Source organism: Myxococcus sp. CA033 (assembly GCF_013336625.1).
Lineage (GTDB): Bacteria > Myxococcota > Myxococcia > Myxococcales > Myxococcaceae > Myxococcus > Myxococcus llanfairpwllgwyngyllgogerychwyrndrobwllllantysiliogogogochensis.
Window position 1 is genome coordinate 989,882 of the sequence record NZ_JABUMU010000001.1, and the last position, 23,985, is coordinate 1,013,866.

The 23,985-nt window shown below is 68.9% G+C and carries 23 protein-coding genes; 15 read left to right on the forward strand and 8 right to left on the reverse strand.

Annotated features, from left to right (window positions below; genetic code table 11):
- Positions 1–42 precede the first annotated feature (42 nt).
- The 5 genes from HUA78_RS03820 to HUA78_RS03840 all read left to right on the forward strand — a co-directional run bounded on the left by HUA78_RS03820 (position 43) and on the right by HUA78_RS03840 (position 4,667).
- The gene (locus tag HUA78_RS03820; protein WP_141645912.1) at positions 43–255 is read left to right on the forward strand and encodes a hypothetical protein; all 213 of its coding nucleotides are present in this window, start codon (positions 43–45) and stop codon (positions 253–255) included.
- A gap of 72 nt (positions 256–327) precedes the next feature.
- On the forward strand, positions 328–1,302 hold the full coding sequence (locus tag HUA78_RS03825) for a CarD family transcriptional regulator (protein ID WP_141645913.1): 975 nt from the start codon (positions 328–330) through the stop codon (positions 1,300–1,302).
- 74 nt (positions 1,303–1,376) lie between these two features.
- The gene (locus HUA78_RS03830) at positions 1,377–1,889 is read left to right on the forward strand and encodes a hypothetical protein (RefSeq protein WP_141645914.1); all 513 of its coding nucleotides are present in this window, start codon (positions 1,377–1,379) and stop codon (positions 1,887–1,889) included.
- Positions 1,876–2,826 (forward strand): hypothetical protein, encoded by a 951-nt coding sequence (locus HUA78_RS03835; RefSeq protein WP_174467062.1) that lies wholly within the window; start codon positions 1,876–1,878, stop codon positions 2,824–2,826. The genes HUA78_RS03830 and HUA78_RS03835 overlap by 14 nt, the downstream gene beginning before the upstream one ends.
- A complete protein-coding gene (locus HUA78_RS03840) occupies positions 2,823–4,667 on the forward strand; it encodes a glycosyltransferase family 39 protein (RefSeq protein ID WP_174475685.1) in 1,845 nt (614 codons plus the stop codon). Before HUA78_RS03835 ends, HUA78_RS03840 begins: the two co-directional genes overlap by 4 nt.
- 293 nt (positions 4,668–4,960) lie before the next feature.
- Here HUA78_RS03840 and HUA78_RS03845 read toward each other — a convergent pair whose 3' ends face one another.
- Positions 4,961–5,692, reverse strand: a complete 732-nt coding sequence (locus HUA78_RS03845) for an HAD family phosphatase (protein WP_174475686.1) — start codon at positions 5,690–5,692, stop codon at positions 4,961–4,963.
- Positions 5,693–6,054: 362 nt separating this feature from the next.
- Between HUA78_RS03845 and HUA78_RS03850 the strand changes: the two genes are divergently transcribed.
- From HUA78_RS03850 to HUA78_RS03865, 4 genes are all read left to right on the forward strand, one after another.
- Positions 6,055–6,735 (forward strand): hypothetical protein, encoded by a 681-nt coding sequence (locus HUA78_RS03850; RefSeq protein WP_174453128.1) that lies wholly within the window; start codon positions 6,055–6,057, stop codon positions 6,733–6,735.
- Positions 6,736–6,851: 116 nt separating this feature from the next.
- Positions 6,852–7,343, forward strand: coding sequence for a hypothetical protein (locus tag HUA78_RS03855; RefSeq protein WP_174453127.1), 492 nt, complete (start codon positions 6,852–6,854; stop codon positions 7,341–7,343).
- 14 nt (positions 7,344–7,357) lie between these two features.
- A complete protein-coding gene (locus HUA78_RS03860; RefSeq protein WP_174453126.1) occupies positions 7,358–8,641 on the forward strand; it encodes an Nramp family divalent metal transporter in 1,284 nt (427 codons plus the stop codon).
- A gap of 182 nt (positions 8,642–8,823) precedes the next feature.
- A complete protein-coding gene (locus HUA78_RS03865; protein ID WP_246137497.1) occupies positions 8,824–9,420 on the forward strand; it encodes a hypothetical protein in 597 nt (198 codons plus the stop codon).
- A gap of 51 nt (positions 9,421–9,471) precedes the next feature.
- On the opposite strand, the gene HUA78_RS03870 is transcribed toward HUA78_RS03865, so the two are convergent.
- Genes HUA78_RS03870 through HUA78_RS03880 form a run of 3 tightly spaced genes read right to left on the reverse strand, consistent with a single transcriptional unit; the run spans position 9,472 to position 13,668 of the window.
- Positions 9,472–10,656, reverse strand: coding sequence for an iron-containing alcohol dehydrogenase (locus HUA78_RS03870; RefSeq protein WP_174475687.1), 1,185 nt, complete (start codon positions 10,654–10,656; stop codon positions 9,472–9,474).
- A 23-nt stretch (positions 10,657–10,679) separates the two neighbouring features.
- Entirely contained in the window at positions 10,680–12,146 is a 1,467-nt protein-coding gene (locus HUA78_RS03875; protein WP_174453125.1) for a glutamine synthetase family protein, read from the reverse strand.
- Positions 12,147–12,177: 31 nt separating this feature from the next.
- Positions 12,178–13,668 (reverse strand): aldehyde dehydrogenase family protein, encoded by a 1,491-nt coding sequence (locus HUA78_RS03880; protein ID WP_174475688.1) that lies wholly within the window; start codon positions 13,666–13,668, stop codon positions 12,178–12,180.
- A gap of 58 nt (positions 13,669–13,726) precedes the next feature.
- On the opposite strand from HUA78_RS03880, the gene HUA78_RS03885 reads away from it, so the two are divergent.
- The 4 genes from HUA78_RS03885 to HUA78_RS03900 all read left to right on the forward strand — a co-directional run bounded on the left by HUA78_RS03885 (position 13,727) and on the right by HUA78_RS03900 (position 16,404).
- Positions 13,727–14,512, forward strand: a complete 786-nt coding sequence (locus tag HUA78_RS03885; RefSeq protein WP_246137498.1) for a glutamine amidotransferase — start codon at positions 13,727–13,729, stop codon at positions 14,510–14,512.
- Between the two features lie 18 nt (positions 14,513–14,530).
- Positions 14,531–15,028, forward strand: a complete 498-nt coding sequence (locus HUA78_RS03890) for a hypothetical protein (protein ID WP_174461499.1) — start codon at positions 14,531–14,533, stop codon at positions 15,026–15,028.
- A 105-nt stretch (positions 15,029–15,133) separates the two neighbouring features.
- Entirely contained in the window at positions 15,134–15,931 is a 798-nt protein-coding gene (locus tag HUA78_RS03895; RefSeq protein ID WP_174475689.1) for a permease, read from the forward strand.
- A gap of 14 nt (positions 15,932–15,945) precedes the next feature.
- On the forward strand, positions 15,946–16,404 hold the full coding sequence (locus tag HUA78_RS03900; protein ID WP_141645926.1) for a hypothetical protein: 459 nt from the start codon (positions 15,946–15,948) through the stop codon (positions 16,402–16,404).
- 95 nt (positions 16,405–16,499) lie between these two features.
- Here the strand turns inward: HUA78_RS03900 and HUA78_RS47645 are convergent, their stop codons facing one another.
- Entirely contained in the window at positions 16,500–17,369 is an 870-nt protein-coding gene (locus HUA78_RS47645; protein WP_174453119.1) for a GIY-YIG nuclease family protein, read from the reverse strand.
- 221 nt (positions 17,370–17,590) lie between these two features.
- On the opposite strand from HUA78_RS47645, the gene HUA78_RS03910 reads away from it, so the two are divergent.
- Positions 17,591–18,823 carry an AI-2E family transporter gene (locus tag HUA78_RS03910; RefSeq protein ID WP_174467071.1) on the forward strand — a complete coding sequence of 411 codons (1,233 nt, stop codon included), beginning with the start codon at positions 17,591–17,593 and terminating at the stop codon, positions 18,821–18,823.
- Between the two features lie 28 nt (positions 18,824–18,851).
- Here the strand turns inward: HUA78_RS03910 and HUA78_RS46170 are convergent, their stop codons facing one another.
- Genes HUA78_RS46170 through rho form a run of 3 tightly spaced genes read right to left on the reverse strand, consistent with a single transcriptional unit; the run spans position 18,852 to position 21,373 of the window.
- Positions 18,852–19,352 (reverse strand): tetratricopeptide repeat protein, encoded by a 501-nt coding sequence (locus HUA78_RS46170; protein WP_174475690.1) that lies wholly within the window; start codon positions 19,350–19,352, stop codon positions 18,852–18,854.
- Positions 19,353–19,410: 58 nt separating this feature from the next.
- Positions 19,411–19,725 carry a hypothetical protein gene (locus HUA78_RS03920; protein ID WP_141645929.1) on the reverse strand — a complete coding sequence of 105 codons (315 nt, stop codon included), beginning with the start codon at positions 19,723–19,725 and terminating at the stop codon, positions 19,411–19,413.
- A 22-nt stretch (positions 19,726–19,747) separates the two neighbouring features.
- A complete protein-coding gene (gene rho / locus HUA78_RS03925; protein ID WP_174453115.1) occupies positions 19,748–21,373 on the reverse strand; it encodes a transcription termination factor Rho in 1,626 nt (541 codons plus the stop codon).
- A gap of 584 nt (positions 21,374–21,957) precedes the next feature.
- On the opposite strand from rho, the gene ligA reads away from it, so the two are divergent.
- The gene (gene ligA, locus HUA78_RS03930; protein WP_174461502.1) at positions 21,958–23,982 is read left to right on the forward strand and encodes an NAD-dependent DNA ligase LigA; all 2,025 of its coding nucleotides are present in this window, start codon (positions 21,958–21,960) and stop codon (positions 23,980–23,982) included.
- Positions 23,983–23,985: the final 3 nt, after the last annotated feature.

The window sequence follows — 23,985 nt, forward strand, 5'->3', positions numbered from 1 at the left end:
TCCGGGCCCGCCCCCTACCCTGAGCGACAAGGAGGGCTCAACATGTTGAAACTGGTGGCAGTGGCCGTGGTCGGGGCGGTGGTGCTGGGGACGGTGGGGCTGTCCGGTCGCGTGGATGCGCGGCCAGGGAGCACGGAAGCGGAGCCGACGCAGGCGCAGGTGGAGGCGGCGCTGGACGCGCGGCAGAAGGAGCTTCTGGGCATCCTTTTGGAGGCACAGCGAACGGGCGAACGCACGGCGTCGGTTCACCGGTAATCTCGTGGCGTCGAGCGCGACTCGGTGTTAAGCCCGGGCCTCCTTTGACGTCCATCTGCCCGTGAGGGGGACATGCCTGAAGGGTCCGCGTCACTCAACCAGCTCGCGGTCGGCGACCGGGTCGTCTATCCGAATCAGGGTGTCTGCCGCGTCACCGCCATCGATACGAAGGTCGTGGCCGGTCAGAGCCTCGTCTTCGTCACGATGCGCCGCGAGGAAGACGGCGCCGTCGTCATGGTGCCCCAGGCCAAGATCGTCGCCATCGGCGTGCGCAAGGTCGCCAATGCCGAGGACGTGAAGAGCGTCTTCGCCTTCCTGCGCTCGGACGGTGACAAGGCCGACCTGGACTGGAAGCAGCGCGCTCGCACCAACCTGGACCGGATGACCCAGGGCGGCATCCTGGGACTGGCCGAGGTCGTGAAGGATCTCCAGATCCTCAGCGAGCTGCGGCCCCTGCCCACCAAGGAGCGCGAGCTGTACGACAACGCCCGGCACCTGCTGGTGTCGGAGGTTGCCGCCGCGCTCGGGACCGCCGAGGTCAACGCCGAGGACGCCATCGACATCGTCCTCTTCCCGCCCGGCCGTGAGCGCCCCAAGCGCACCGCCGCCGAGTTCGCGCGCGGAGAAGAAGACGACCTGGGTCTGGATGGCGACCTGCTGGGGCTCGACGGAGACCTGGACCTGCCCTCCGACGAGGAGCCGCAGGCCGAGGCCTCCGAGTCCGAGGAAGAGACCTCCTCCGAGGAAGAGGGCGAGGAGTCCGAGGAGAAGTCCTCCGACGAAGACGCGCCCAAGAAGCGCGGCCGTCCGCCCAAGGCCAAGCCCGCGGAAGCCGAGGGCGCCGAGCCCGCCGCCCCGAAGAAGCGCGGCCGTCCGCCGAAGCCGAAGCCGGAGGCTCCTCCGCCCGGCGCCGAAGCCCCCGCGCCCAAGAAGCGCGGCCGTCCGCCCAAGGCCAAGCCGCCCGAGGCGGAGGGCGCCGAACCCGCCGCTCCCAAGAAGCGTGGCCGTCCGCCCAAGGCGAAGCCCGCCGAGGGCGGCGAGGACTGACAGTCGACACCCGAGTCCCGGGGGCGGTGCTCATGGCCCCCTCCCGAGGGCCCTTTGCGCCGAGGTGACGCCCCGTGATTCGCGTCGTGACGCTGGACCCCTTCGACGACAAGCAGCTCGCCAAGCTCAACCGCACGCTCTACACGGCGTTCGGCGTGGGCAGCGAGCACTCCGGCACCGCGGAGATTCCTCCCGGGCTCGGCGAGCCGCTCGACGCCGAGAAGCTGCTGGACCAGGTGAAGGGCATTCGCGCCTACCAGGATGACAAGGTGCTGCTGCTCACCTCGCGCAAGCTGAAGGAGCGTGAGCTGCCCAGCGGCGTGGCGCCCACCCCGGGCTTCGCGCGCCAGGGCAAGGACCGCGCCGTCATCACCCTGCTGCCCCACAAGGATTTGGAGGTCGGCTTCAAGCCCGTGGCCCGCCACGCGCTCCACCAGCTCGGCCACCTCTGGGAGCTGCACCACTGCCTGGACCCGCGGTGCTCGATGTACCCGCCCTGGACGCCGTCGTTCTCCTCGGGCGAGCCCATCTTCTGCACCTTCTGCCGGGAAAAGAGCGAGCAGAAGATTCGCCTTGCGAAGTCCTAGCGTCACACGCGCGCTGCCCCTCGTGGAGCTGGGGGGCCTCTTGCTGGTCGCGCTCCTGAGTCTGCTCTTCCACCTGCGGCTGCCGGGCAAGCTCCCCTCCGAGGAGAGCTACCGCGCGGTGGCGGAGCGTCTGAAGACGGAGGCCCGGCCCGGTGACGCCGTCCTCCTCTTCCCCTGGTGGGCGGAGCGCGCCCGCCTCTTCCTGCCTCCGTCCCTGCCCGTCTACGGCTACCTGGGCTCGGACCGGGATGACCTCTCCGCGCATCCGCGCATCTGGGTGCTGGGCCAGCCGGAGCTGCCTCGCTCGGATGAAGCCGCCTTTCTCGCGGGCTTCCTCCCGGAGCGCCGCGCCGTGGGCACCGCCACCCGCGAGGGGCCGCTGTCGCTGACGCTCTACGAGAATGGCCGTCACCGGCCGCGCCGCTTCGATGCCGCGGACGCCGTCGCTCGCGCCCGGGTGTATCTGGAGTCCGACGACGGCTCGCGCGAGAAGTGTCCCTTCGATGGAACGGCGCACCGCTGCCCGGGCCCCGGCAACGTGTATGTCGCGCGGGAGTGGCACGAAATCCTCTACGAGCCGCGCCGCTGCCTGTGGATGCCCGCTCCGGGTGGAGCGAAGCGACTGGTGGCGGAGCTGGACGGCGTGCCCGGTGACGTGGGCCTGCGGCTGGAGGGCGGCATCATCTTCGAGTACGCCTTTCCCAAGGACGCGCGGCTGACCACCGCCATGCTGGGCGTGGACGACGCGGCCAGCGGCGCGCGGCTGTTGGAAGTGGCGATACCGCCGGGCCAGGAGGGCGTGAAGAAGTCGGAGGTCCACCTGCCCTCGGGCGAGGCGCGCACCGTGAAGGTCTGGGTCCGCTCGGAGAATCCGGACCGGCGGGCGGTGTGTCTGGACGTGCTGGCGGTGGAGCCGGCGGTGGGGGTGAAGGGATGATGGGCAGGCCCGCCACCCGGGATGAGAAGCGACTGGCGTGGGCGCTGTGGGCGCTGGCCTTCGTGGCGCTGTGGTGGACGGAGTCCGCGGTGGGCTTCACGCGCGACGAGAGCGTCTACTTCGCCGCGGCGGAGGGCTACGCGGGCTGGTTCCGGCAGCTCTTCCACTCACCGGCGAAGGCGCTGACGGACGCGGCCATCGTCCGCGCGTGGGACTACAACCACGAGCACCCCGCGCTGATGAAGACGCTGTTCGGACTGAGCCACCTGCTCTTCCACGACACGCTGGGGTGGATGCGCTCGGCCACCGCGTTCCGGCTGCCGGCCTTCGCCCTCGCCGCGCTGGTGCCCGCGCTGAGCTTCCTGTTCGGCAGCGCGCTGTATGGGCGCACGGCCGGGTTGTTCGCCGCGCTCGCCTTCATGCTGGTGCCGCGTCAGTACTTCAACGCGGAGCTGGCGTGCTTCGACCTGCCCGTCGCCGCGCTGTGGCTGCTTGTCGTGTATTGCTTCTGGCGGGCGTTGGAAGACACGCGCTGGGGAGTCGCCTGCGGCGTGGCCTTCGGACTGGCGCTGGCCGCCAAGCACAACGCGCTGTTCCTGCCCTTCGTGCTGACGCCCTTCGCGCTGTGGCGGGCGTGGACCGCGAGCGAGGGTGAGCCACAGGCACGCGGGTGGCTGCTTCGCTTCGTGGGCCTGTTCACCGCGGTGGCGGTGTTCTACGGGCTGCTCGTGCTGTCGCTGGGCGGCGGCGAGGGCTTCCAGAAGAAGTTCCTGCTGCTCAGTCCCCACACGCTGCTGTTCGTGGGCCTCGCGGCGGGCGGCGCGTGGATGCTCAAGGGCCTGGAGAAGGTCAGCGCGCCCGTGACGCGGGCGCTGGTGCCGGTGGCGGCGATGGCGGTGCTCGGCCCCGTCATCTTCTACCTGCACTGGCCCTACCTCTGGCACCAGCCGGTGGACCGCACCGCGTGGTACCTGGCCTTCCACGCGAAGCACAACCACTATGCCTGGTTCTATCTGGGCACGCTGCTGCGCGAGCCGCCCTTCCCCCTGTCCTACGTGCTGGTGAAGACGGCGCTCACGGTGCCCACCAGCCTCATGGCGCCCATGGTGACGGGCTTCGTCGCGCTGGCGGCGCGGGTGGTGCTGGGGCAGTGGGAGCGGACGCGCGCCTGGGTGCGCCCCCTGACGATGGCCGAGGCGCTCGTCGGGGTGAACGCGGTGACGTCCATCCTCATCATCAGCCATCCCCAGGTGCCGCACTTCGGCGGGGTGAAGCACTGGTTCCCGTCCATGGTGTTCCTGGGCCTGCTCTCAGGGCAGGCCGTGTCCCGGGGCTGCGCGGCGCTGGTGGAGCGACTCCGGGGCCGCTGGCCCTCGCTGCCGGGTGCCTCCGTGGCGGTGGCCGTGTTCGCGCTGCTCCTGACGCCCGCGCTGGTGTACTCGGCGCGCGTGTTCCCCTACGGGACGGCGGCCTACTCGGAACTCGCGGGAGGCGCGCCGGGCGCGGCGACGCTGGGGATGCAGCGCCAGTTCTGGTCCAGCCATGTCACCGGCGTGCTGCCGTGGATCAACGAGCACGCGAAGCCGGGCGCGCGGCTGTTCCTGCATGAGGTGCACGGCGGCTCGTTCCGCGACTACCAGCGCAACGGCATGCTCCGGCCCGACTTGCGCGCGGTGGGCAGTCCCTTCGACGCGGACGTCGTCGCGTACCAGTACCACCAGGAGTTTCGCGAGTACGAGTTCCAGACGTGGCAGGCGTTCGGCACACGCACGCCGGCGACGGGCCTGTACCTGGACGAGACACCCCAAGTGGTCGTCTACGTCCGGCCCGAGTCACGGTAGAGACAACGGGCCCCGTTGTCGATGCCCGCCTCCTGCTGGCCCAGCGCATCCTCTGGAGGACTCGTGTCCTCGATCCCACCACAGGCCGAAAGCACCACCGCCAGGACGCAAGTTCAGAGCCGGACACCAACCAGACAGCAACCCACCCCACAAAACACACACGCGAAAGGCAACCACCCCCACACCACAGACGCAATCACTCCATCGCACTGCAATAGCAACCCGAAAACCCATTCCCTCCAAAGGCACCCAGCGACTCAACGCCACGCGCCATGGGCACGCCCAGACGACCTTCAACCGGGCTCGAGAGAATCCTCCCCACCCGCGGAGCGCGACAGGAGCCGGAGAAGGACTCGCAACACGTCATGCCGGTCCACGACGCACCACCCATTGCGCGCCGCGAGTCCCGCCAATTCATCGGAGGGCTCGAAGGCCACCGGCAACCCGACCAACCCGAAGACCTCCCCGTCGGAAGGTGAGTTGCCCATGGCGAGCGACGCCGCCAGACAGACCTCATGAAGCGCCTCCAGCTCCCGGAGGATGCGCGGCTTTCCGCCCATCAGGCCGGGGCCCTGGAGCACGCGCCCGGTGTAGCGATTGTGCCGGATGCCCATCACCGCGCCCCGGAAGACATCGATGCCCAGGTCGTTGGCCACCAACTGGACGACCTCGATGGGACTGCCGGAGACGATGGCCACCAGAAAGCCCTCCGCCTCGAGCATCCGCACGAGCGGGCGTACGAAGCCAAACATTCGCCCCTGGGCGTGAGCCCAGACCTCCTCCGCCGCGCGCTCGACGCTGGAGACAGCCACGCCCGCCACGGCGCGCCCCAGCCCTTGGTAGACTTCAGCGACGGTGGTGTAGAAGTCCTGACACCCCGCACGGTGACGCGCCAGGGCCGACAGGAAGCCCTGCCCCATCTCAGCCTCGCAGGCACCTCGTGCCAGCAATTCCCTCACCAGCAACGCGCCGAGGGTGTCTGGCGTCAGCGTCCCATCCAGGTCGAGCACCGCGAGCCTTCTCATACCAAACCTTTCATCGCGGTCGAGCCTCCCGGCCGGAGGCCCGCGCACGCGCCCAGATGTGACGGAGGTGGCCATGGATTTGGATGCCGACATGAAAGACAGCGTGTCGCGCATTGAACGAGGCGAGCAGACAGGAGCCGCACCCGCGTTGGCGAGTCATCACGCGGCCCATCCACCGCACCTGGCCTTCTCTGGCGACGTGTTCGATGGCGAAGGTCGCCTGGGGGCGCGTCTCCCCCTGGATAGACACCACCGTCCGCCGGGCGGGGCCACCGGGCGGCCCTGGATGCGGTCGCATTGCCGACGCCCGGTCCCCCTGCCCACCTTCCGCGAGAAGGGCTCACGCCCGGGGGGACTTCCACATGCATCTGTCCAGGCTTCCGTCGATTCTCGCCGTGTCCGCGGCGCTCTGCTTCTCGGTCGGCTGCTCCAAGCGGGGCTCTCAATCCGAGGGCGCCGAGCCGCAGGCCAGCACCCAGCCTCCGCCCGCCCAGCCGCCTCCACCGGCCACCGCGGAGGCAGTCCCCCCTGACATGGGGCCGCAGCCACCACCGCCGGGTGACGAGCACCATGGCAAGCACCACAAGGGCGTCTCCGAGCCCAACTGTCCCATGTCCGTCTCGGGCGCCATGGCCCGCGCCCAGGACGTGCCCGAAGGCGTGGCGCTCATCATCAGCACGCCGGAGCCGACGCAGGTGGCGGAGCTCCAGCAGCGCAGCCGGGCCATGCTCCACGAGCAGGCGGAGAGCACCCAGCGCGCGCAGCAGGAGACGCCCATGCAGGAGGCCCAGCGCGAGGACCTGGGTGACAGCCCATTGGAAGAGCAGGACGGCCTGGACGACACCGGCATGGGTGGCTCCGGCATGGCGGGCGCGCCGACAATGCCCTCCAGCGCGAGCGTCCAGGACACGCCGGATGGCGTCATCATCGTCTACACCGCGATGGACCCGTCCAAGCAGAAGCAGCTCAGCAGCGAGGTCCACAAGACGGCGGACCAGATGAAGCCCGGCAAGTGCCCGGGGATGAGCCCCGACATGCCCTGAGCGGACGTCAGCCCACGCTCCCCGGCGAAGAAGTCGGGGGGCGCAGGGCGCGCCGCGGACCTCATCGAGCAGGCCCTTCCAGACCTGGCCTGAGGAGTCGTGCCAGACTCGTTGGCATGGACGCACGGGACATCCATTCGAAGTGGGTCGTCAATCTGGAGGCCCAGGACCCGGAAGCGTCCGTCTGGCTCGGCTGGTCCGCGCTGGCGCGATTGCGCGATTCCATGACCGAGCTGTCCACCCACCCCAACACCTTCGTCCGCGTCGCGTTCTCCCAGAGCACCTTCGAGAGCCTGGGTGAGCTGTTGACGCGCGCCGTGGAGTGTCACGCGACCGAGGACCCTCACCTGCCCCATCCTCGCCCCCTGAGCACCGAGCGGCTCGCGAGCGCGGCGAACGAGCTCCACCAGCAGGCCCAGTTCCTCCAGACCAAGCTGGCCGAGCCGGGAGCCACGCACGTCACCTCACGTCAGGAGGTGGCGGCACACCAATCCTTCATCGACGAGTGGAAGACGATTCAGGCCCAGCTCGGCATGAGAGGCGGTCCACGCCCGCCGCTGCATGACTGCTCGGGCTCCATGACGATGTCGCTCATCTGGGGGTGGTAGCCTTTCGGGGCCCCATGGAAAGCCCGGCACCTTCCTCCGCGCAGTCCGCCGCTCCCGCGAGGCCCGGGCTGATGGCTCGCTTCGGGCCCGGCATCCTCGTCGCCGCCACGGGCGTGGGCGCGGGAGACCTGCTCACCGCGAGCCTGGGAGGCTCGGCCGTGGGTGTGGCCATCTTGTGGGCCGCCGTCGTGGGCTCGGTGCTCAAGGGCTTCCTCAACGAAGGCGTCGCGCGCTGGCAGCTCGCCACCGGCACCACCTTGCTGGAGGGCTGGGCGCGGCTGGGCCCGGGCCTGCGCAATGTCTTCTTCATCTATCTGCTGGGCTGGAGCTTCTTCACGGGCGGCGCGCTCATCTCCGCGTGTGGCGCGGCGGGAGATGCGCTGTGGCCACTGGGTGGAGACCCGGAGACGTCCCGGCGCATCTGGGGCGTGATTCACTCGCTGGTCGGCCTCGCGCTCGTCGGGCTCGGCGGGTTCCGCCTCTTCGAGAAGCTGATGGCGGCCTGCATCGCGCTGATGTTCGGCGCGGTCCTCTTCACCGCCGTGGCCTCGCAACCCGACTGGGCGGCCGCCGCGCGTGGGCTCGTGATTCCCTCCCTGCCCGACAAGAGCACCGTGTGGGTGCTGGGTCTGCTCGGCGGCGTGGGCGGCACGGTGACGATGCTGTCGTATGGCTACTGGATTCGAGAGAAGGGCCGCGAGGGTCCACTCGGCTTGAAGACCTGTCAGGCGGACCTCACCGTGGGCTACGCGCTGACGGGGATGTTCGGCGCGGCCATGGTCATCATCGGCTCGACGCTGCGCCTGGAGGGCACCGGCCTGAAGGTGGCGTCGCTGCTCGCCTCGCGGCTGGAGGCGGTCATCGGTCCCGCCGGCTACTGGGTGTTCCTCGCGGGCTTCTGGGGCGCGGTCTTCTCCAGCCTGCTGGGCGTCTGGGAGGGCATCCCCTACCTCTTCGCGGACTTCCTGCGCATCCACCGCAAAGGCCCGCCGGGGCCCGCCGTGGACCTGCGCACCACCCGCGCATGGCGGCTGTACCTGGTCGCGCTCGCCATCGTCCCGCTGCCCATGCTCTGGGCGCCGCTCCAGCGCGCGCAGCTGGCCTACGCCGTGGTCGGCGCGCTGTTCATGCCGCTGCTCGCCGCCACCCTGCTGTGGATGAACAACCGACGCGCCTGGGTGGGCTCGCTGCGCAATGGCTGGCTCACCAACGCCGCGCTCGTCGCCACGCTGCTGCTCTTCCTCGGCGTCGGTCTCCAGGAAGCACTCGACGCACTGCGTAAATTGCAAGGCCCCTGAGACGCGGCGCGCCCGTGAGGGCCGGGCGCTCGTCGGAGAGTCCTTGGAGCGAGGATGTGAACTGGCGGTCGTTGGGGCCGCCGGAGAGTGCGCGAGCGGACGCCAGGACCTCCCTGGAGCACGAGGCTCGCAGTAGGCTGGAGCCGCGAACGGTGGTTCTTCCACGCCCCCGGGAGGGACACATGAAGCGCTGGAGTACATGGCTCACAGTGGCCGCGATGAGCGCGGGTTGTCAGAACGGCAGCAAGGACGACCGGCCCACGCGCGCGCAGATTCGCAAGACGGGACCCGCGACGATGGAGGTCATCCCCTCCGCCGGGCAGCTCCCCTACTGCATGCTCTACACGGTGTCCCAGAAGGGCGTCATCCGTCAGCTCACGCTGACGCGGGAGAACCGCTCCATCCGGTGCGACTCGAACAAGCCCATCGCGAACACCAGCTTCCGCGTCCCCACGCAGGAGGGGAAGGTGAAGGTCTACATCTTCTTCTCCGACGACCGCATCCCCGCGGGCCCCGTCGCGCAGCAGCTCTATGACTTGCGCGGCCAGGAGCGCATCAACGCGATGGACCTGCGCCTGCCCGGGCGCGTCTACGTGGAGACGCTGGACTTCGTTCCCGAGGAAGGCACCGCGGAGATGACCGGCGCGGTGGTGGGCTCGCACGGCGAAGTCACCGACTCCGGCCCTGGCTCGGTGAGCGAGAAGGACCTGGGCGCCACGGTGCTCGGAGACGGTGGCACCACCGGCGTCCTGCCGGCGGCCTCGGACCAGGGCAACTGAGCGGTCCGTCACCCCGAGGGAGGCGCTCGCCTCCCCCGGAACGACGCTGAATCACCAGGCCTCGCGGGCCATGGCCAGCAGGTCGGCCTCCACCACCTTGCGCGGGTTGCTCAGGTGCGAGGCGTCCTGGAAGGCCTTGTCGGCGATCTTCGGCAGGTCCTCTTCCTTGACGCCCACGTCGCGAAGCCGCGTGGGAATGCCGATGGCCGCGTTGAGCTTGCGCACCCGGTCGATGGCGTTGCTCGCGAGCACGTCCTCACGGGCATTGGAGGTATCCCCCATCGCCACGGCCACGCGCGCCAGCCGCGTCGTGCTCGAAGCGCGGTTGAACTCCATCACCACGGGCAACACGACGGCGTTGGCGAGGCCATGGTGCACGCCGGAGATGGGCGTCAGCGCATGCGCCAGCGCGTGACACGCGCCCAGGCCCTTCTGGAAGGCCATGGCACCCTGCATCGCGGCGATCATCATGTCCGTGCGCGCCGCCAGGTCCGTGCCCTCCCGCACCGCCGTCACCAGCGAGCGGCTCACGCGTTGGATGCCGTCGATGGCCACCGCGTCCGCCAGCGGATGGAAGCCATTGGCCAGGTACGCCTCCAGGCAATGCGTGAAGGCATCCATGCCGGTGGCCGCGGTGACGCCGGGAGGAAGCCCCAGCGTCAGCTCCGGGTCGACGATGGCGGCGCGAGGCAGCAGGGCCGGGCTGAAAATCACCGTCTTGCGCCCCGTGTCCGCCAGCGTCACCACGCCCGAGCGGCCCACCTCCGAGCCCGTGCCCGCCGTCGTCGGAATGGCGATGAGCGGAGGCAGGTCGTCCTTCACGTACTGGTCCCCGCCCTTCGCGTCGTCATAGCGACTGAGCGGAGGCTCGTGGGTGGTGAGCAGTTGCACCAGCTTGCCCGCGTCCAGCGCGCTGCCGCCGCCCAGCGCGATGAGCCCGTCGCAGTTGTGGTGGCGATAGGCCTCCAGGCCGGCGAAGACGTCCTTCTCGGTGGGGTTGGACTCCACGCCGTCGAAGACGGCGCACGCCAGGCCCGCCGTCTTCAAGACTTCGAGCACGCGGGAGGCGAGCCCCGCCTTCACCACGCCCGCGTCCGTCACCAGCAACGGGCGCTTCATGTTCAAGCGTTGCGCCTGGGCGGGCAGTCGCTGGAGCGCGCCCGCGCCCAGGACGATGCGGGTGGGCCACGCCATCTCGGTGATACGGGGCTCAGCGGGAATGTCGAACGGCTTCATCGCGGGTTCCTCCCTCGGGCTCATCAGATGAGCTCCAGGTAGCGCTCCAACTCCCAGCTCGTGACGGCGCGCTCGTACTGGCGCACCTCCCACTCGCGCGTGCGCACGAAGTGGTCCACGAAGCCCTCGCCCAGGATTTCCCGGGCGCGTTCGCTCTGCTTGAGCAGGGCCACGGCATCTCTCAAATTGCGCGGCAGCGGCGCGGCCTCGTGGGACGCGTACGCATTGGAGTTGCACGCGGGGGGCGGCTCGATTTCGTTCTCGATGCCCCACAGGCCCGCGGCCAGGCTCGCCGCCATGCCGATGTACGCGTTCATGTCCGCGCCGAGCTGGCGGTATTCGATGCGCATCGCCTTGGCGTTCTCACCGATGACGCGCACGGCGCAGGTGCGGTTCTCCAGACCCCACGCCGCGGTGGTGGGCGCCCAGGTGTTCTCCACGCTGCGCTTGTAGCTGTTGATGGTGGGCCAGTAGAGCGCCGTCAGCTCCGGCATCAGCGCTATCTGCCCGCCGATGTAGTGGCGCATGAGGCGGCTCATGCCGTGCGGCGAGCCTTCCTCGTGGAAGAGGTTGTGCTCGCCCTTCAGGTCCCAGAGCGACTGGTGCACGTGCCCCGAGCACCCTGGCAGCTTCGCGTTCACCTTCGCCATGAAGCACGCGGTGAGGCCCTGGCGCGCGCACAGCTCCTTCACCACCGTCTTGAAGAGGGCCGCCTTGTCCGCGGAGCGCTCCACATCGTCATAGCGGATGGCCGCCTCGAAGACGCCGGGCCCCGTCTCGGTGTGGAAGCCCTCGATGTTGAGGCCGAAGCCGTTGCACCCGTCGATGAGCGCATGCACCAGCGGCGCGTTCTGCGACGTGCGCAACCACGAGTAACCGAACATGCCGGGCGTCAGCGGCGTGAGGTCCTGGAAGCCCTTTTGCTTCAGCGTGTCCGGCTGCTCCTTGAAGATGAAGAACTCGTACTCGGCGCCGAAGCGAGGCAGGTAGCCCTGCTCCCGTGCGCGCGCGGCGATTTTCTGGAGCAGCTGCCGGGGACTGGCCTCGAAGGGCGTGCCGTCCGGGTTGACGAAGTCCAGCAGGAAGGCCGCGGTGTCGGGCTCCCACGGAATCACCCGCCCCGTCGTCACGTCCACCGTCGCGTGCGCATCCGGATAGCCGGTGTGCCAGCCCGTCACCTGGGTGTTGTCCAGCAGCTCGTCGCCCAAATCCCATCCGAAGACGACGTCGCAGAAGCCCAGGCCACCCTTGGCGGCGCTGAGGAACTTCTCCAGGGAGATGTACTTGCCGCGCCAGACACCGTCGATGTCGATGGCGCCGACCTTCACCTTCTTCACGCCGTTGTCGTCGAGCCAGCGCTTGAGCGTGTCGGTGCCGCCCGAGTCCCGGGGCACGGCGGCGCCGCGCACGGGGCCACCGCGCTCCTTCGCGCGAGCCCTGCGAGCCACGGTCGGATGCGTGAGTACCTTCGCCTTGGGACGGGTCGGCATCGGGACCTTCCTTCCTGGGGTGAGGGAATGCTCAGGTGTCCGTCGGCAGGCGCGTCCACACCGCCTTGCACTGGAGGTAGCCATCCAGCGCGTGGTGCGACAAATCGCGGCCCCAGCCGGACTCCTTGTAGCCGCCGAACGGCGCGGCATCGTCGAACTCGTTGAAGCAGTTGATCCACACCACGCCGCTCTTCACCTTGCGAGCCAGCGCGTGCGCCTTCGCCACGTCGCGCGTCCACAGCGAGGCGGCCAGGCCGTAGAGCGTGCCGTTGGCCAGCTCCAGCGCCTGCGCGTCATCGCGGAAGCGCAGACAGCTGAGCACCGGTCCGAAAATCTCCTCCTGGGCAATCTTCATGTCCGGCTTCACGTCGCCGAAGATGGTGGGCCGCATGAAGTAGCCCTTCGCCTTGACGTTCTCCGTGTCGCGCTCACCACCGGCCAGGAGCTTCGCGCCCTGCTGCCGCCCGCTCTCGACGTAGCCAAGGATGGTGTCGAGTTGCTTCTGGCTCACCTGCGCGCCCATCTCCGTGGATGGGTCCAACGGGTCTCCGACGCGCAGCTTGCGCGCGCGGTCCGCCAGCCGGGCCACGAAGTCATCGTAGATGCCGTCCTGCACGAGCACGCGGCTGCCCGCGTTGCACGTCTCGCCCTTGTTGCCGAAGATGCCCCAGAAGCACGCCTCCACGGCGCGCTCCAGGTCCGCGTCGGAGAAGATGACCTGCGGGCTCTTGCCGCCCAGCTCCAGCGTCAGCTTCTTGAGGTTGCTGCCCGCCGACGCCTGCATCAGCCGGCGCGCGGTGCGACCGGAGCCGGTGAAGGAAATCTTGTCCACGTCCGGGTGCCGCGCGAGCGCCTCGCCCGCGGGGTCCCCGTAGCCGGTGACGACGTTGAGGACTCCGGGAGGAAAGCCCGCCTCGAGCGCGAGCGCGCCCAGCTTCATCGCCGTCAGCGGCGTCATCTCGGAGGGCTTCACCACCACCGTGCAGCCCGCGGCGAGCGCGGGCCCCAGCTTCCAGCAGAGGATGCAGGTGGGGTAGTTCCACGGGACGATGAGTCCCACCACGCCCACCGGCTCCTTGAGCACGTAGGTGTGGAAGGGGCCGTCCACCGGGAGCACCTCGCCATGAATCTTGTCCGCCCAGTCCGCGAAGTACGCGAGCGTGCCAGCGCCCGGGGCCACGTCGCCTCGGACGGCGTCGCGGAACGTCTTGCCGTTGTTGAGCGACTCGACGAGCGCGAACTCCTCGCGGCGCTGCCACAGCAGGTCGGCCAGCTTGCGGATGAGCTTGCCGCGCTCCCGGGCGGACATCTTGCTCCACGGGCCGGACTCGAAGGCGCGACGGGCGGCTTTCACCGCGCGGTCCACGTCGGCGGCGGTGGCGCTGGGGACATCGCACACCTTCTCACCCGTGGCGGGATTCACCACCGGGAGCGAGCCCCCTTCGAGGGGGTCCACGCCCTGCCCATCGATGAGCAGTTGCAGGACGGGCAGCCGGGGGGAGAGCGAGCGGGCGTCTAGCATGGGGATTCCTCGGGGCGCACAGGGGCGTTCCAGACAGATTGGCCAGGAGCGAACACAGGTGGCACGACAGGGTAGGAATGACGTCCAGACGCGGCAACCTGCGGTGGTGAAGAACGTCTTGTTGCTGAAAGCCGGCGAGGCTGCTGAGTCCGTGCGCCTCACCGTCGGTGATTACGAGCAGTGGTTCCTGGGCACCATCGGACTGGAGGGCCATCGCTTCGACATCCTCCCGGTGCACCGCGACGCGCCGTTGCCACGGGACGCGCATGCGTACGACGCGGTGATGATGACGGGCTCCCCTCTGTCGGTGACGCGGTTGGAGCCGTGGATGGAGCGCGTCGCGGACTTCATGGTGGAGGCCGGGGAGAAGGGCACGCCGGTGCTTGGCGTGTGTTTTGGTCATCAGTTGCTCGCGCGTGCGTACGGTGGACACGTGGCGCGAAATCCGCAGGGCCGGGAGACGGGCACGGTGGAGGTGAGGCTCACCGAGGCGGGGCGTCGGGACGCGCTGTTCGACGGGGTGCCGGAGGTCTTCGCCGCCCAGGCCACGCACGAGGACATCGTCGCGCAGGTGCCCGAGGGCGCGACGGTGCTCGCGGGCAACGCCAACACGGCCGCGCAGGCGCTGGCGTTCCGCCCGAAGGTCCGAGGCGTGCAATTCCACCCGGAAGCGGCGCCGGACGCCCTGCGCGCCGTCATCCACGCGCGCCAGGAGGGACTGGAGCAGGAGGCCGTGGCGCGGGGGATTCCGCCCGGTGCGCAGGTGCCCCGATTGCTCGCGGGCCTGACTCCCACTCCCGCTGGGAGGCGAATCCTGATGAACTTCCTGGAGCGCTTCACCTGACCCCCTTCGAGGCTCCCCTTGCCGCGCTTCCTGCCGTCGCTGCTGCTCGCCCTTCTCGTCTCCGCCTGCTCGGACGGTGACCCGTGCTCCCAGGCTCCTCGCTGTGACGACTCGGAGGCGCTCAACTGCGAGACGGCCTGCACGGTGGGCCCCTGCTCCACCGGCGCCATCTTCCAGGAGTGCGACCAGGGCACCACCTGCACCGTCGTGCCGGGAGACCGGAGCGACGCGCGCTTCTATCGCTCGCGGGCCGTGTGCGCGCGGAGCCTGACGGCGTGTGACCCGGCGACGGCGCCCGAGCCCGTCTGCGAGGACGGCCGCTTCGTCACCGGCTGCGGCGCGCACCACCGAGACATCCGCGCCTTCTGCTCGCAGGCGGCGCTGTACTTCGCGAAGGTTCCGGCGTGCTGCGTGACGGGGCCGGGCGATGGTGGGGCGGATGCAGGCACGGACGGAGGCACGGGGGATGGTGGAATTCCGGACGCTGGGCCGGGGCCGTCCGACGCCGGACGTTGAGCAGCACGCGTTCGCGGGTTGAGGCCCCCGCGCGAGCCCGGCGGAACGAGGCCGTGATTCACAGGTTGTGTCCGGACGGCGCTCCTCGCGCCGACCGAGTGCGCCATGAATCCTCTCGTTCCGCACTACCGCCGGTGGACACGACGACTGCGAAACCTCGCGGGTCATCTGCATCTGGACGCGCGCGCCAACCACATCGTCCGGAGGACGGACTTCACGCACTGTCCCCGGCCGGTGTTGTTGCTCTATGGCTTCTTCAGCACGCGCCGCGTGTTCGAGGTGCTGGAGCAGCGGCTGCGGCGTGACGGCTATTCCGTCTGGTCCATCCACCTGGGCGGGGCGTTGGATCGGTTCAACACGTGCGGCATCGACGCGCTGGCGCGGAAGGTGCGTGAGAAGGTGGAGCGCATGTACACGCGCTATCCGCACATGGGGCCGCTGAGCATCGTCGGCCACTCGAAGGGGGGCCTCATCGGCATGTATTACGTGAAGCGCCTGGGCGGAGATGCGCGGGTGCGCAACCTCATCACGCTCGGCACTCCGCACAGGGGTTCGCGGCTGGCGTACCTGGGGTGCGCGACGCTCGGGTGGTTCAGCCGCAGCATGTGGCAGCTCACGCCCGTGTCGCCGTTCCTGAAGCAACTGCGCATGGGGGCGTTTCCGCGGAACGTGCGGCTGGCGTCGCTTTACTCGAAGATGGATGAAGTCACGCCCTGGGCATCGGCGCGGCTGGACGTGGAGGGGCAGCCGCAGGTGTTCAACCGCGAACTTCCCGACGTGGGCCACGGAGAGCTGCTCACCCGGCGGGCGGTCTACGAGGTCATCCGGCGCGAGCTGGTCGCGGGTTATGGCGAATGCGCGCAGGGTCTGCGCGCCGTGTCGCTGCCACCGTCCGCCTCTTGAGGTAGAGAGGGAACATGCCCTCGCGCTGGGACCGCCTCTTCGACCTGAAGCCCGTGCCGCTCATGGACCACTTCGTGGAGGAGGTGGCGAAGCTGCTGGCGCAGGACCTCCAGAAGTGGCCGCCGCCGGTGGAGGAGGTGGACCTGGACACGGGAGGCCATTTCGCGCCCCTGTTCACCGAGCCTCATCCGCGCCCCGCGCCGGTCGTCTACACCGAAGCGCTGCGACTGACGCGGTGGGAGCTGATGCACGAGACGGACGCGTTCGACGACTACATGCGCAACAAGCGCTACCTCGAACGAGGACTGGCGCCGGAGGACCGGCTGTCGCTGTTGTTCCTCGCGCGCTGGCTCACGGAGCAGATGCTGAGCCTGGGAGAAGCCACCGAGGGCCGCGTCAAACGCAAACAGATGCAGATCTGCCTGGACAAGCTGGAGACCAAGCTCCGGCTCGCCCAGGGCGCCCAGGCGTAAGCAGGTCTCGCCAATAGGAAGCGACCTGACGCGCGACTTCCGACGTCTCGTATCGCGAGTCGAGGAGCAACGAACCGAGCCATCACGGACGACGGCTATTCGAGTTCAGCGGCCTCGACGGCACCCAGGCTCGTCCCATCCGGCAGTCGCCACCCAGCAGGGCCGCTTTGGGGAGAGCCAGCGACCACCACGGCCGCCGCCGAAGAGCTGGTGAAGACAGCATCCGTGCGGAACAGAAGCAGTTCGGCGGATTCGTGAGGGACCAGCGTGCCGTCGCGAATAAGCCCTTCGCGGAGCGCCCGGTACCCCTTCGAAATCGAGTCGTAGGTCTTCCGGACCGCCGTCGAGCCGCGCAGCACGACATATCCCTCGGAGGACCTCCGCATCCGAGCCTGCGCCTTGAGCACCAAATAGGTGAACTCGGGCCCGCTCGTCCGCGTCCCACTCCGTGGCTCAAGCATCTGGCCCGCACGTCCAGACAGCGGGGGAAGCGTGAGCCGCACGTATTCGAGGAAGCCTTCCATGTCAGCCAGGTCCGACTCGGGGAGCGCGGCGCCCGAAGGAGCGGCGCCATTCGTCAGGTTGACCCGAGCCGCCTCGCTGGCGAGCGTGTGCAGCGCGAGTTCCAGGTGCTTCGCATGGGCCTTGGTGAGGTTGCCGTCCTTCGACGTGAAGACCACGGCCTCGGTCCACCACTCCTTCGAGGAGTCCCGAGCATGCTGGGCGAGCCGCAGACCCAGCGCTTCGGTCTCACCGATGTAGCCACGCACCTCCCCCACCGCGTCCGGGTCATCGCCGAGCAGGATGTACACCCCTGGGCGCACGGCCTCCTTGCGCGACTTGAACTGGGGCAGATGGTTTCGCGGAACGGCCAGGGCAATACCCGCCCAGTTCATGACGTCCGCAACCCGCAAACCACTGGGGTCCCCGTCCACGAAGAACAACTTGATGGTCTTTCCTGCCACCACGCCCCTCCTGAGCCAGCGGAATACCCCTCGAAGTCTGCTTGAAGACCGGGCTTGAAGTCAGTCGATACAAGCAGTCGTGAGCGGTCCCCTCGTCAGGAAGCTGGGACCACGAACTTTCCGCTCGCTTGGAACCGGAGCAGCCCCCCGGCTCGGAGGGCGGACGAGAACCAGGGACGCCGGGCCTTGTCAGCGCGCGGGCACTGCCGTAAGCCCGAGGCATGTTGCAGCCACTGGACACCCCGCCTCCGACGCCCACCACCGACCGCCGCAAGCGCCTGCTCATCCTGGGTGCACTCTGGCTCGTCGTAGCGGCGGCCCTGGTGACGTTCCGCTCGGTGGTGATGCCCTTCGCCGGCGCGGCTCTCATCGCGTACCTGGTGCAGCCGCTCGTCTCTCGCATCACCCGGCTGAAGGTCGCCGGACGCAACGTCCCCCACTGGGCGGCCATCCTGCTCATCTACGCGGGCTTCTTCGTCGGCGTGTATCTCTTCCTGGTGGCGCTGGTTCCCCAACTCTACCGGGAGATGGCGCGCGTCAGCCGGGACACGATGGCACTGGCCAACACGCTCACGCCGGAGCAGGTGCAGGTGCTCGCGCAGCGCGGGGAGGCATGGCTCAGCGACTACGGCATTCCCGTGGCGCTCTCGAACCGGGCGCTGGAGGGCGCGGACGCCGCGGGCGGAGGGCACTTCAGCCTCGCGCTGGACCTGGAGCAGTTGCTGAGTGACACGGTGAAGCGCGTCTCGTCGCTGGTGCAGGAGAACCTGGGGGACATCGTCAGCGTGTCCCGCAGCATCATCGCCGGGGTCGCCGCGGGCGTCTTCACGCTGTTCTTCGTGCTGATGGTGGCGGCCTTCTTCTCCATCGACGGTCAGGCCATCCGCCGGTACTGCGGCACCCTGGTGCCCGCCGAGTACGCGCACGACGCAAGGCAGCTCGCCGAGCGAATCGACCGCTCGCTGTCCGGCGTCGTGCGGGGTCAGGTCACCATCTGCGTCGTCAACGGCGCGCTGACCTTCGTGGGGCTGCTGCTCTTCGGGGTGAAGTTCGCCTTCCTGCTGGCCACCATCGCCACGTTCTTCAGCCTCATCCCCATCTTCGGCACCATCCTCAGCTCGGTGCCCATCGTCCTCATCGCGATGGCGGACGGCTTCAAGAAGGGCCTGGCCATCCTGGTGTGGATCATCGGCATCCACGCGGTGGAGGCGTACTTCCTCAACCCCAAAATCATGGGGCAGGCCGCGCGCATCCATCCGGTCATCGTCGCCTTCTCGCTCATCGCGGGAGAACGACTCTTTGGCCTCGTGGGCGCGCTCTTCGCCGTGCCCATCACCGCCATCCTCGTGGCCTGCTTCGACTACGCCCGCCTCAAGGCGCAACCGCAGCCCGTGGTGACGCTCCCCTCCTCCGAGCCGGCCACGGTCACCGGCCAGCGGACTCCGGCGGCCTGAGCACCCCTTCGTCTCCCGCGCGAGACGACTACGGAGCCCTGCCCCCGAGCGCCTTGGCGTAGTTCGAGAGAGAGCGGTTGTAGCGCGGCAGATGACGCGCCAGTGCACCGAGCGCGAGCCCCACCGCCTCCCGCTCGCGTCCGGCATCCACGAGCGACAGCGCGAGGAACGCGGAGACAGCGTCATCGAGTTCATCGGACCCGACGGCCCGCTCGGCGGTGAGGAGCGCGACGCTCTCCTGCACTTCGCCCAGATTGCGCAGCGTGCTGGCCAGTTGAATCACGGCCTGGCGCCGCAGGCCGCCACTCAGTCCCGAGGCCAGGGCTTGTCGATACAGCGGCGCGGCCAGCGCTTCCTGTCCGAGTGAGTCGTGGGCCGACGCCCGCTCGAACAGTGCTCGCGGATGCCCCACCGGCAGCTCCGCCGAGAGCGCTTCCACGCGGGCGAGGAAGTCACCGGGAGCAGCCCCGTCGAAAGAGGCCCACAGCTCCGCGATGCGCCGCTCCCACTCCAGTTCGGTCGTCGTCACCGCCCCAGCTTCGCAGCCCGCATGGCGGCATGAAAGGCGTGAGGCCGCGGGAGTCGCCTCACTGACAGGCGGCGTCGCAGCGTGCTCCACGACAGAAGGGGATGCAGCGGCCACAGTCGATGGAGCCTTCCGGGCACCCGCCCGTGCAGCTCACACCGCCACAGCTCGGGCCTTCATCCGCGTGGGTGACGGCGGTCCCCAGCCCGCAGCAGGCATTGGCGACACAGTCGTCATCCGAGTAGCAGGTCCGGTCGGACAGCACCGGGGGCGCGTCATCCAGCGGCCCCAGGGGGTCCACATCGCATCCCAGTCCACCTCCGAGTGACATCCCGATGAAGAGGGGAAGCAGACGGACGAACATGGGACGAGACATGGACCCTCCGATGGGCGGTGGCTTACCGGTTCATCGAGCCGAGGAAGTCAGCGTTCGTCGGCGTCGGACGCATGTGCTTGAGCACGAACTCCATCGCATCGATGGGAGTGAACGGGTGGAGCACCTGGCGCAGCGCAGTGATGCGCACGAGATCGCCCGGCGACAAGAGCAATTCTTCCTTGCGCGTGCCGGACTTGTTGATGTCCAGCGTCGGGAAGATGCGCTTCTCCATCAGCTTCCGGTCCAGGACGATTTCGGAGTTACCCGTGCCCTTGAACTCCTCGAAGATGACTTCGTCCATGCGGCTGCCGGTGTCGATGAGCGCGGTGCCGATGATGGTCAGCGAGCCGCCTTCCTCGATGTTGCGCGCGGCGCCGAAGAAGCGCTTGGGCTTGTGCAGCGCGTTGGCGTCCACGCCGCCGGAGAGAATCTTTCCGGACGCGGGAACCACCGTGTTGTAGGCGCGCGCCAGACGGGTAATCGAGTCGAGCAGGATGCAGACGTCGTACTTCTGTTCGACGAGGCGCTTGGCCTTGTCGATGACCATCTCCGCCACCTGCACGTGCCGCGTGGCGGGCTCGTCGAACGTGGAGGAGACGACCTCGCCCCGCACGCTGCGCTCCATGTCCGTGACTTCTTCCGGGCGCTCATCCACGAGCAGCACGATGAGGTACACGTCCGGGTGGTTGCGGCTGATGGCGTGCGCGATGTTCTGCAGCAGCACCGTCTTGCCGGCCTTCGGCGGCGCGACGATGAGGCAGCGCTGTCCCAGACCGATGGGGCAGAACATGTCGATGATGCGCGTGGTCATCTCCGACGACTCGTGCTCCAGCTTGAGCTTGCGCGTCGGATACAGCGGCGTGAGGTTGTCGAACAGGATGCGCTCGCGCGCCGCGTCCGACATCGGGTCCGTGAAGTTGACCTTGTCCACCTTCTGGAGCGCGAAGAAGCGCTCGCCCTCGCGGGGCTGGCGGATGGGGCCCGTCACCGTGTCGCCCGGGCGCAGGTTGAACCTGCGCACCTGCGACGGAGACACGTAGATGTCGTCCGGGCTGGGCTGGTAGTCGCTGTCGGAGCTGCGCAGGAAGCCGAAGCCGTCGCTGAGCATCTCCATCACGCCTTCGGCGTGGACCTCGAAGCGCTTGTCCGCGATGCCGCCCAGCAGCGCGAAGATGAGGTCCTGCTTCTTCAGACCCTGGTAGTTCTCGATGCCCACGTCGTGGGCCATCTTGGACAGGTCCGTGATCTTCATCCGCTTCAGGTCATTGAGCTTGATGACCTGCATCGGCGCGCCGTCGCGGCTGACTTCCGTGATCGCGGGCGCGTCGGGGACCTCCGGCGCGGGAGGCAGCGTGGCCGCCGGCGAATCGTCCTCTCCAGAGGAAAGACGCGCCTCCTGGATGTCGTCGTCGCGGACGGGACGGGAAATGGGGGTCAGGACCGGGCGGGGCGGCTCGGCGCTCACCTCGGCCTCCGGCTCCGCGCTGACTTCCTCGTCGCGGCGGGGGCGGCGGGTGCGGGAGGGCTTCTCGGTATCTTCCCTTTCGGCGGTCTTCGCCGCCGCGCGCTTGCGACGGGGCTTGTCGTCGGCCTCGACGGGAACTACGACGTCGGCGGCCTTCTCTCTCGAAGTACGGGCTTTGCGCATGTCTGGAACGCTTGGGGATTGGTGGGGTGCCCGAGGACTCGGACGCTCGATTGCCGGGGGAGATTCCGCGCGGCCTCGGAAGCACCTTCCAGGAGGACAGCCCTACCGGAATCCCTGAACGGGACTGCGCGGGCGCGGGCCGGTGGTTTGGGGAAGAGATGGCGCCGTCGAAACTCCTGCGCCAATGAACCGCGCGGGGACGTTATTGACCCCCTCCTGGCCTGTCAAGGCATCTTGAGGCCTTTGGCACGGACTCTTCCTCCTGGAGCAACAGGAGCCCGTCGCCAGACATTTCCACCGTCACCAGGGACACTTCAGACCCGGGGACCAGGACCCGCGAGGTTGCTTCGCGGTCCGTGAGCCCTCGCAGGTGCCCTCCCGGGCATCCCCGCACGGCGCCCCGGTGCCAGGTCCTCGCGGGCCCTCACCCCCGGCGCGATTCACAGCCTACGTGCCAGGGTGTCCGCGAGCGCGTGGCCCCTACGTCCGGGAACGGGCTCGACGCGATGTCGGAGGGACGCTCTAGATTGCGCGGCATTGGACACGCCCTCGCAGGGGGCGATTTGGGGTAAGGACCGCCCACCGTGGACGACTTCAAGACCGCAGAAGCACGAGCCCGCGAGCTCCGTCGTGAGCTGGCCCACCACAACCACCGCTACTACGTGCTCGACTCGCCGGAGATCAGCGACGCGCAATACGACACGTTGATGCGCGAGCTGCAGGGCCTGGAGGAGAAACACCCCAGCCTCCAGACGCCGGACTCCCCCACCCAGCGCGTGGGCGGCAAGGCGGCCGACGAGTTCGGCGAGGTGGTCCACCGCGTCCCCATGCTCTCGCTCGCGAACCTCTTCGAGGACGAGGGGCTGGTAGAGTTCGACGAGCGCGTGCGCAAGCTGTTGGGCCAGCCTGGCGTCACCTACGTGTGTGAGCCCAAGCTGGACGGACTCGCCATCGCCCTGCGCTTCGAGAAGGGTGTCTTCGTCCAGGGCGCCACGCGCGGCGACGGCACCACGGGCGAGGACGTCACCGGCAACCTGCGCACCATCCGCAGCCTGCCCATGGAGCTGTTCCCGCTGGACGACGTGAAGGTGCCCGCGCTGCTGGAGGTGCGCGGCGAGGTCTTCATCCGCAAGGCGGACTTCCGGAAGCTCAACGAGAAGCGGGAAGAGGAAGGCGAGCCGCTCTTCGCCAACCCCCGCAACGCGGCGGCCGGCAGCCTGCGCCAGCTGGACCCGAAGGAGACGGCCGCGCGCCCCCTCTCCGTCTATCTTTACGAGTGCGTCCCCACCGAGGGCGTGCCCGCCTTCAAGTCCCACATCGAGAAGCTCGAGTACTTGAAGTCGCTGGGCCTGCCCATCAACCGCTACGTGCGCGCCGAGGGAATCGACGGCGTGCGAAAGGCCTATGACGCCTCCCTGAAGGGCCGCCATGAGCTGCCCTTCGAGGTGGACGGCATGGTGGTGAAGGTGGACGACGAGGACCAGCGCAAGCGGCTGGGCCAGGTCTCCAAGAGCCCCCGCTGGGCGGTGGCCTACAAGTTCCCTCCGGAGGAGGAGTCCACGGAGGTGCTCGATATCGGCATCCAGGTGGGCCGCACCGGCGCGCTCACCCCCGTGGCGCACTTGAAGCCCGTGAAGGTGGGCGGCGTCACCGTGGCGCGCGCCACGCTGCACAACGAAGACGAGTTGCGCCGCAAGGACGTGCGCAAGGGCGACACCGTCTTCGTGCGCCGCGCTGGAGACGTGATTCCGGAGATCGTCTCCACGGTGCTCTCCAAGCGCCCGGAGAGCTCCCAGCCCTTCGAGTTCCCCAAGCACTGCCCCGTCTGTGGAGCCGCCGCGGTGAAGGACGAGGACGGCGCGGTCATCCGCTGCACGGGCGCGTCCTGCCCCGCGCAGCTGGTGGAGAAGATCCGCCACTTCGCCAGCCGCATCGCCATGGATATCGAAGGCCTGGGCGACAAGCTGGCCGCGCAGCTGGTGGCCACCGGCACCGTGAAGACCTTCGCGGACCTGTACAGCCTCACCAAGCAGAAGCTCCTGACGCTGGAGCGCATGGGTGACAAGAGCGCGGACAACCTCCTGGAGTCGCTGGAGCACTCCAAGGGAACCACCCAGCGCCGCTTCCTCTACGCGCTGGGCATCCGACACGTGGGCGACGCGACGGCCAAGGCGCTCGCGGAGGGCTTCCCGGATGTGCGCCAGCTCTTCGAGGCGTCACTGGACGACATCACCCGGGTGAAGGATGTGGGCCCCGTCATGGCCCAGGTCATCCACGCCTTCTTCCAGGAGCCCCAGAACCGGGAGGCCATCCTCGCCCTGCTCAACGCCGGGGTCTCCCCCGCCCCGCCCCAGGTCAGCACGGGCGGCCCCTTCGTCGGAAAGACGGTGGTGCTCACCGGCTCGATGACAGGTATGACTCGGGACCAGGCCAAGGAGGAGGTGGAGCGTCGGGGTGGGAAGGTGGCCGGAAGTGTCTCGCGCAAGACCGATTTCGTGGTGGCCGGGGAGGATGCCGGCACCAAGCTGAAGAAGGCCCAGGAACTCGGGGTAAGAATCCTGGACGAGCAGGCGTTCCTGCAGCTGTTGCAGACGGACGTCAGAGGGTGAGGC

Bases quoted from the DNA above. Each gene is read 5' to 3' on its own strand.
- HUA78_RS03820 (WP_141645912.1), top strand. From the start codon at position 43: ATGTTGAAACTGGTGGCAGTGGCCGTGGTCGGGGCGGTGGTGCTGGGG.
- HUA78_RS03825 (WP_141645913.1), top strand. From the start codon at position 328: ATGCCTGAAGGGTCCGCGTCACTCAACCAGCTCGCGGTCGGCGACCGG.
- HUA78_RS03840 (WP_174475685.1), top strand. From the start codon at position 2,823: ATGATGGGCAGGCCCGCCACCCGGGATGAGAAGCGACTGGCGTGGGCG.
- HUA78_RS03845 (WP_174475686.1), bottom strand. From the start codon at position 5,692: ATGAGAAGGCTCGCGGTGCTCGACCTGGATGGGACGCTGACGCCAGAC.
- HUA78_RS03850 (WP_174453128.1), top strand. From the start codon at position 6,055: ATGCATCTGTCCAGGCTTCCGTCGATTCTCGCCGTGTCCGCGGCGCTC.
- HUA78_RS03855 (WP_174453127.1), top strand. From the start codon at position 6,852: ATGGACGCACGGGACATCCATTCGAAGTGGGTCGTCAATCTGGAGGCC.
- HUA78_RS03860 (WP_174453126.1), top strand. From the start codon at position 7,358: ATGGAAAGCCCGGCACCTTCCTCCGCGCAGTCCGCCGCTCCCGCGAGG.
- HUA78_RS03865 (WP_246137497.1), top strand. From the start codon at position 8,824: ATGAAGCGCTGGAGTACATGGCTCACAGTGGCCGCGATGAGCGCGGGT.
- HUA78_RS03870 (WP_174475687.1), bottom strand. From the start codon at position 10,656: ATGAAGCCGTTCGACATTCCCGCTGAGCCCCGTATCACCGAGATGGCG.
- HUA78_RS03875 (WP_174453125.1), bottom strand. From the start codon at position 12,146: ATGCCGACCCGTCCCAAGGCGAAGGTACTCACGCATCCGACCGTGGCT.
- HUA78_RS03880 (WP_174475688.1), bottom strand. From the start codon at position 13,668: ATGCTAGACGCCCGCTCGCTCTCCCCCCGGCTGCCCGTCCTGCAACTG.
- HUA78_RS03895 (WP_174475689.1), top strand. From the start codon at position 15,134: ATGAATCCTCTCGTTCCGCACTACCGCCGGTGGACACGACGACTGCGA.
- HUA78_RS03900 (WP_141645926.1), top strand. From the start codon at position 15,946: ATGCCCTCGCGCTGGGACCGCCTCTTCGACCTGAAGCCCGTGCCGCTC.
- HUA78_RS03910 (WP_174467071.1), top strand. From the start codon at position 17,591: ATGTTGCAGCCACTGGACACCCCGCCTCCGACGCCCACCACCGACCGC.
- HUA78_RS03920 (WP_141645929.1), bottom strand. From the start codon at position 19,725: ATGTCTCGTCCCATGTTCGTCCGTCTGCTTCCCCTCTTCATCGGGATG.
- rho (WP_174453115.1), bottom strand. From the start codon at position 21,373: ATGCGCAAAGCCCGTACTTCGAGAGAGAAGGCCGCCGACGTCGTAGTT.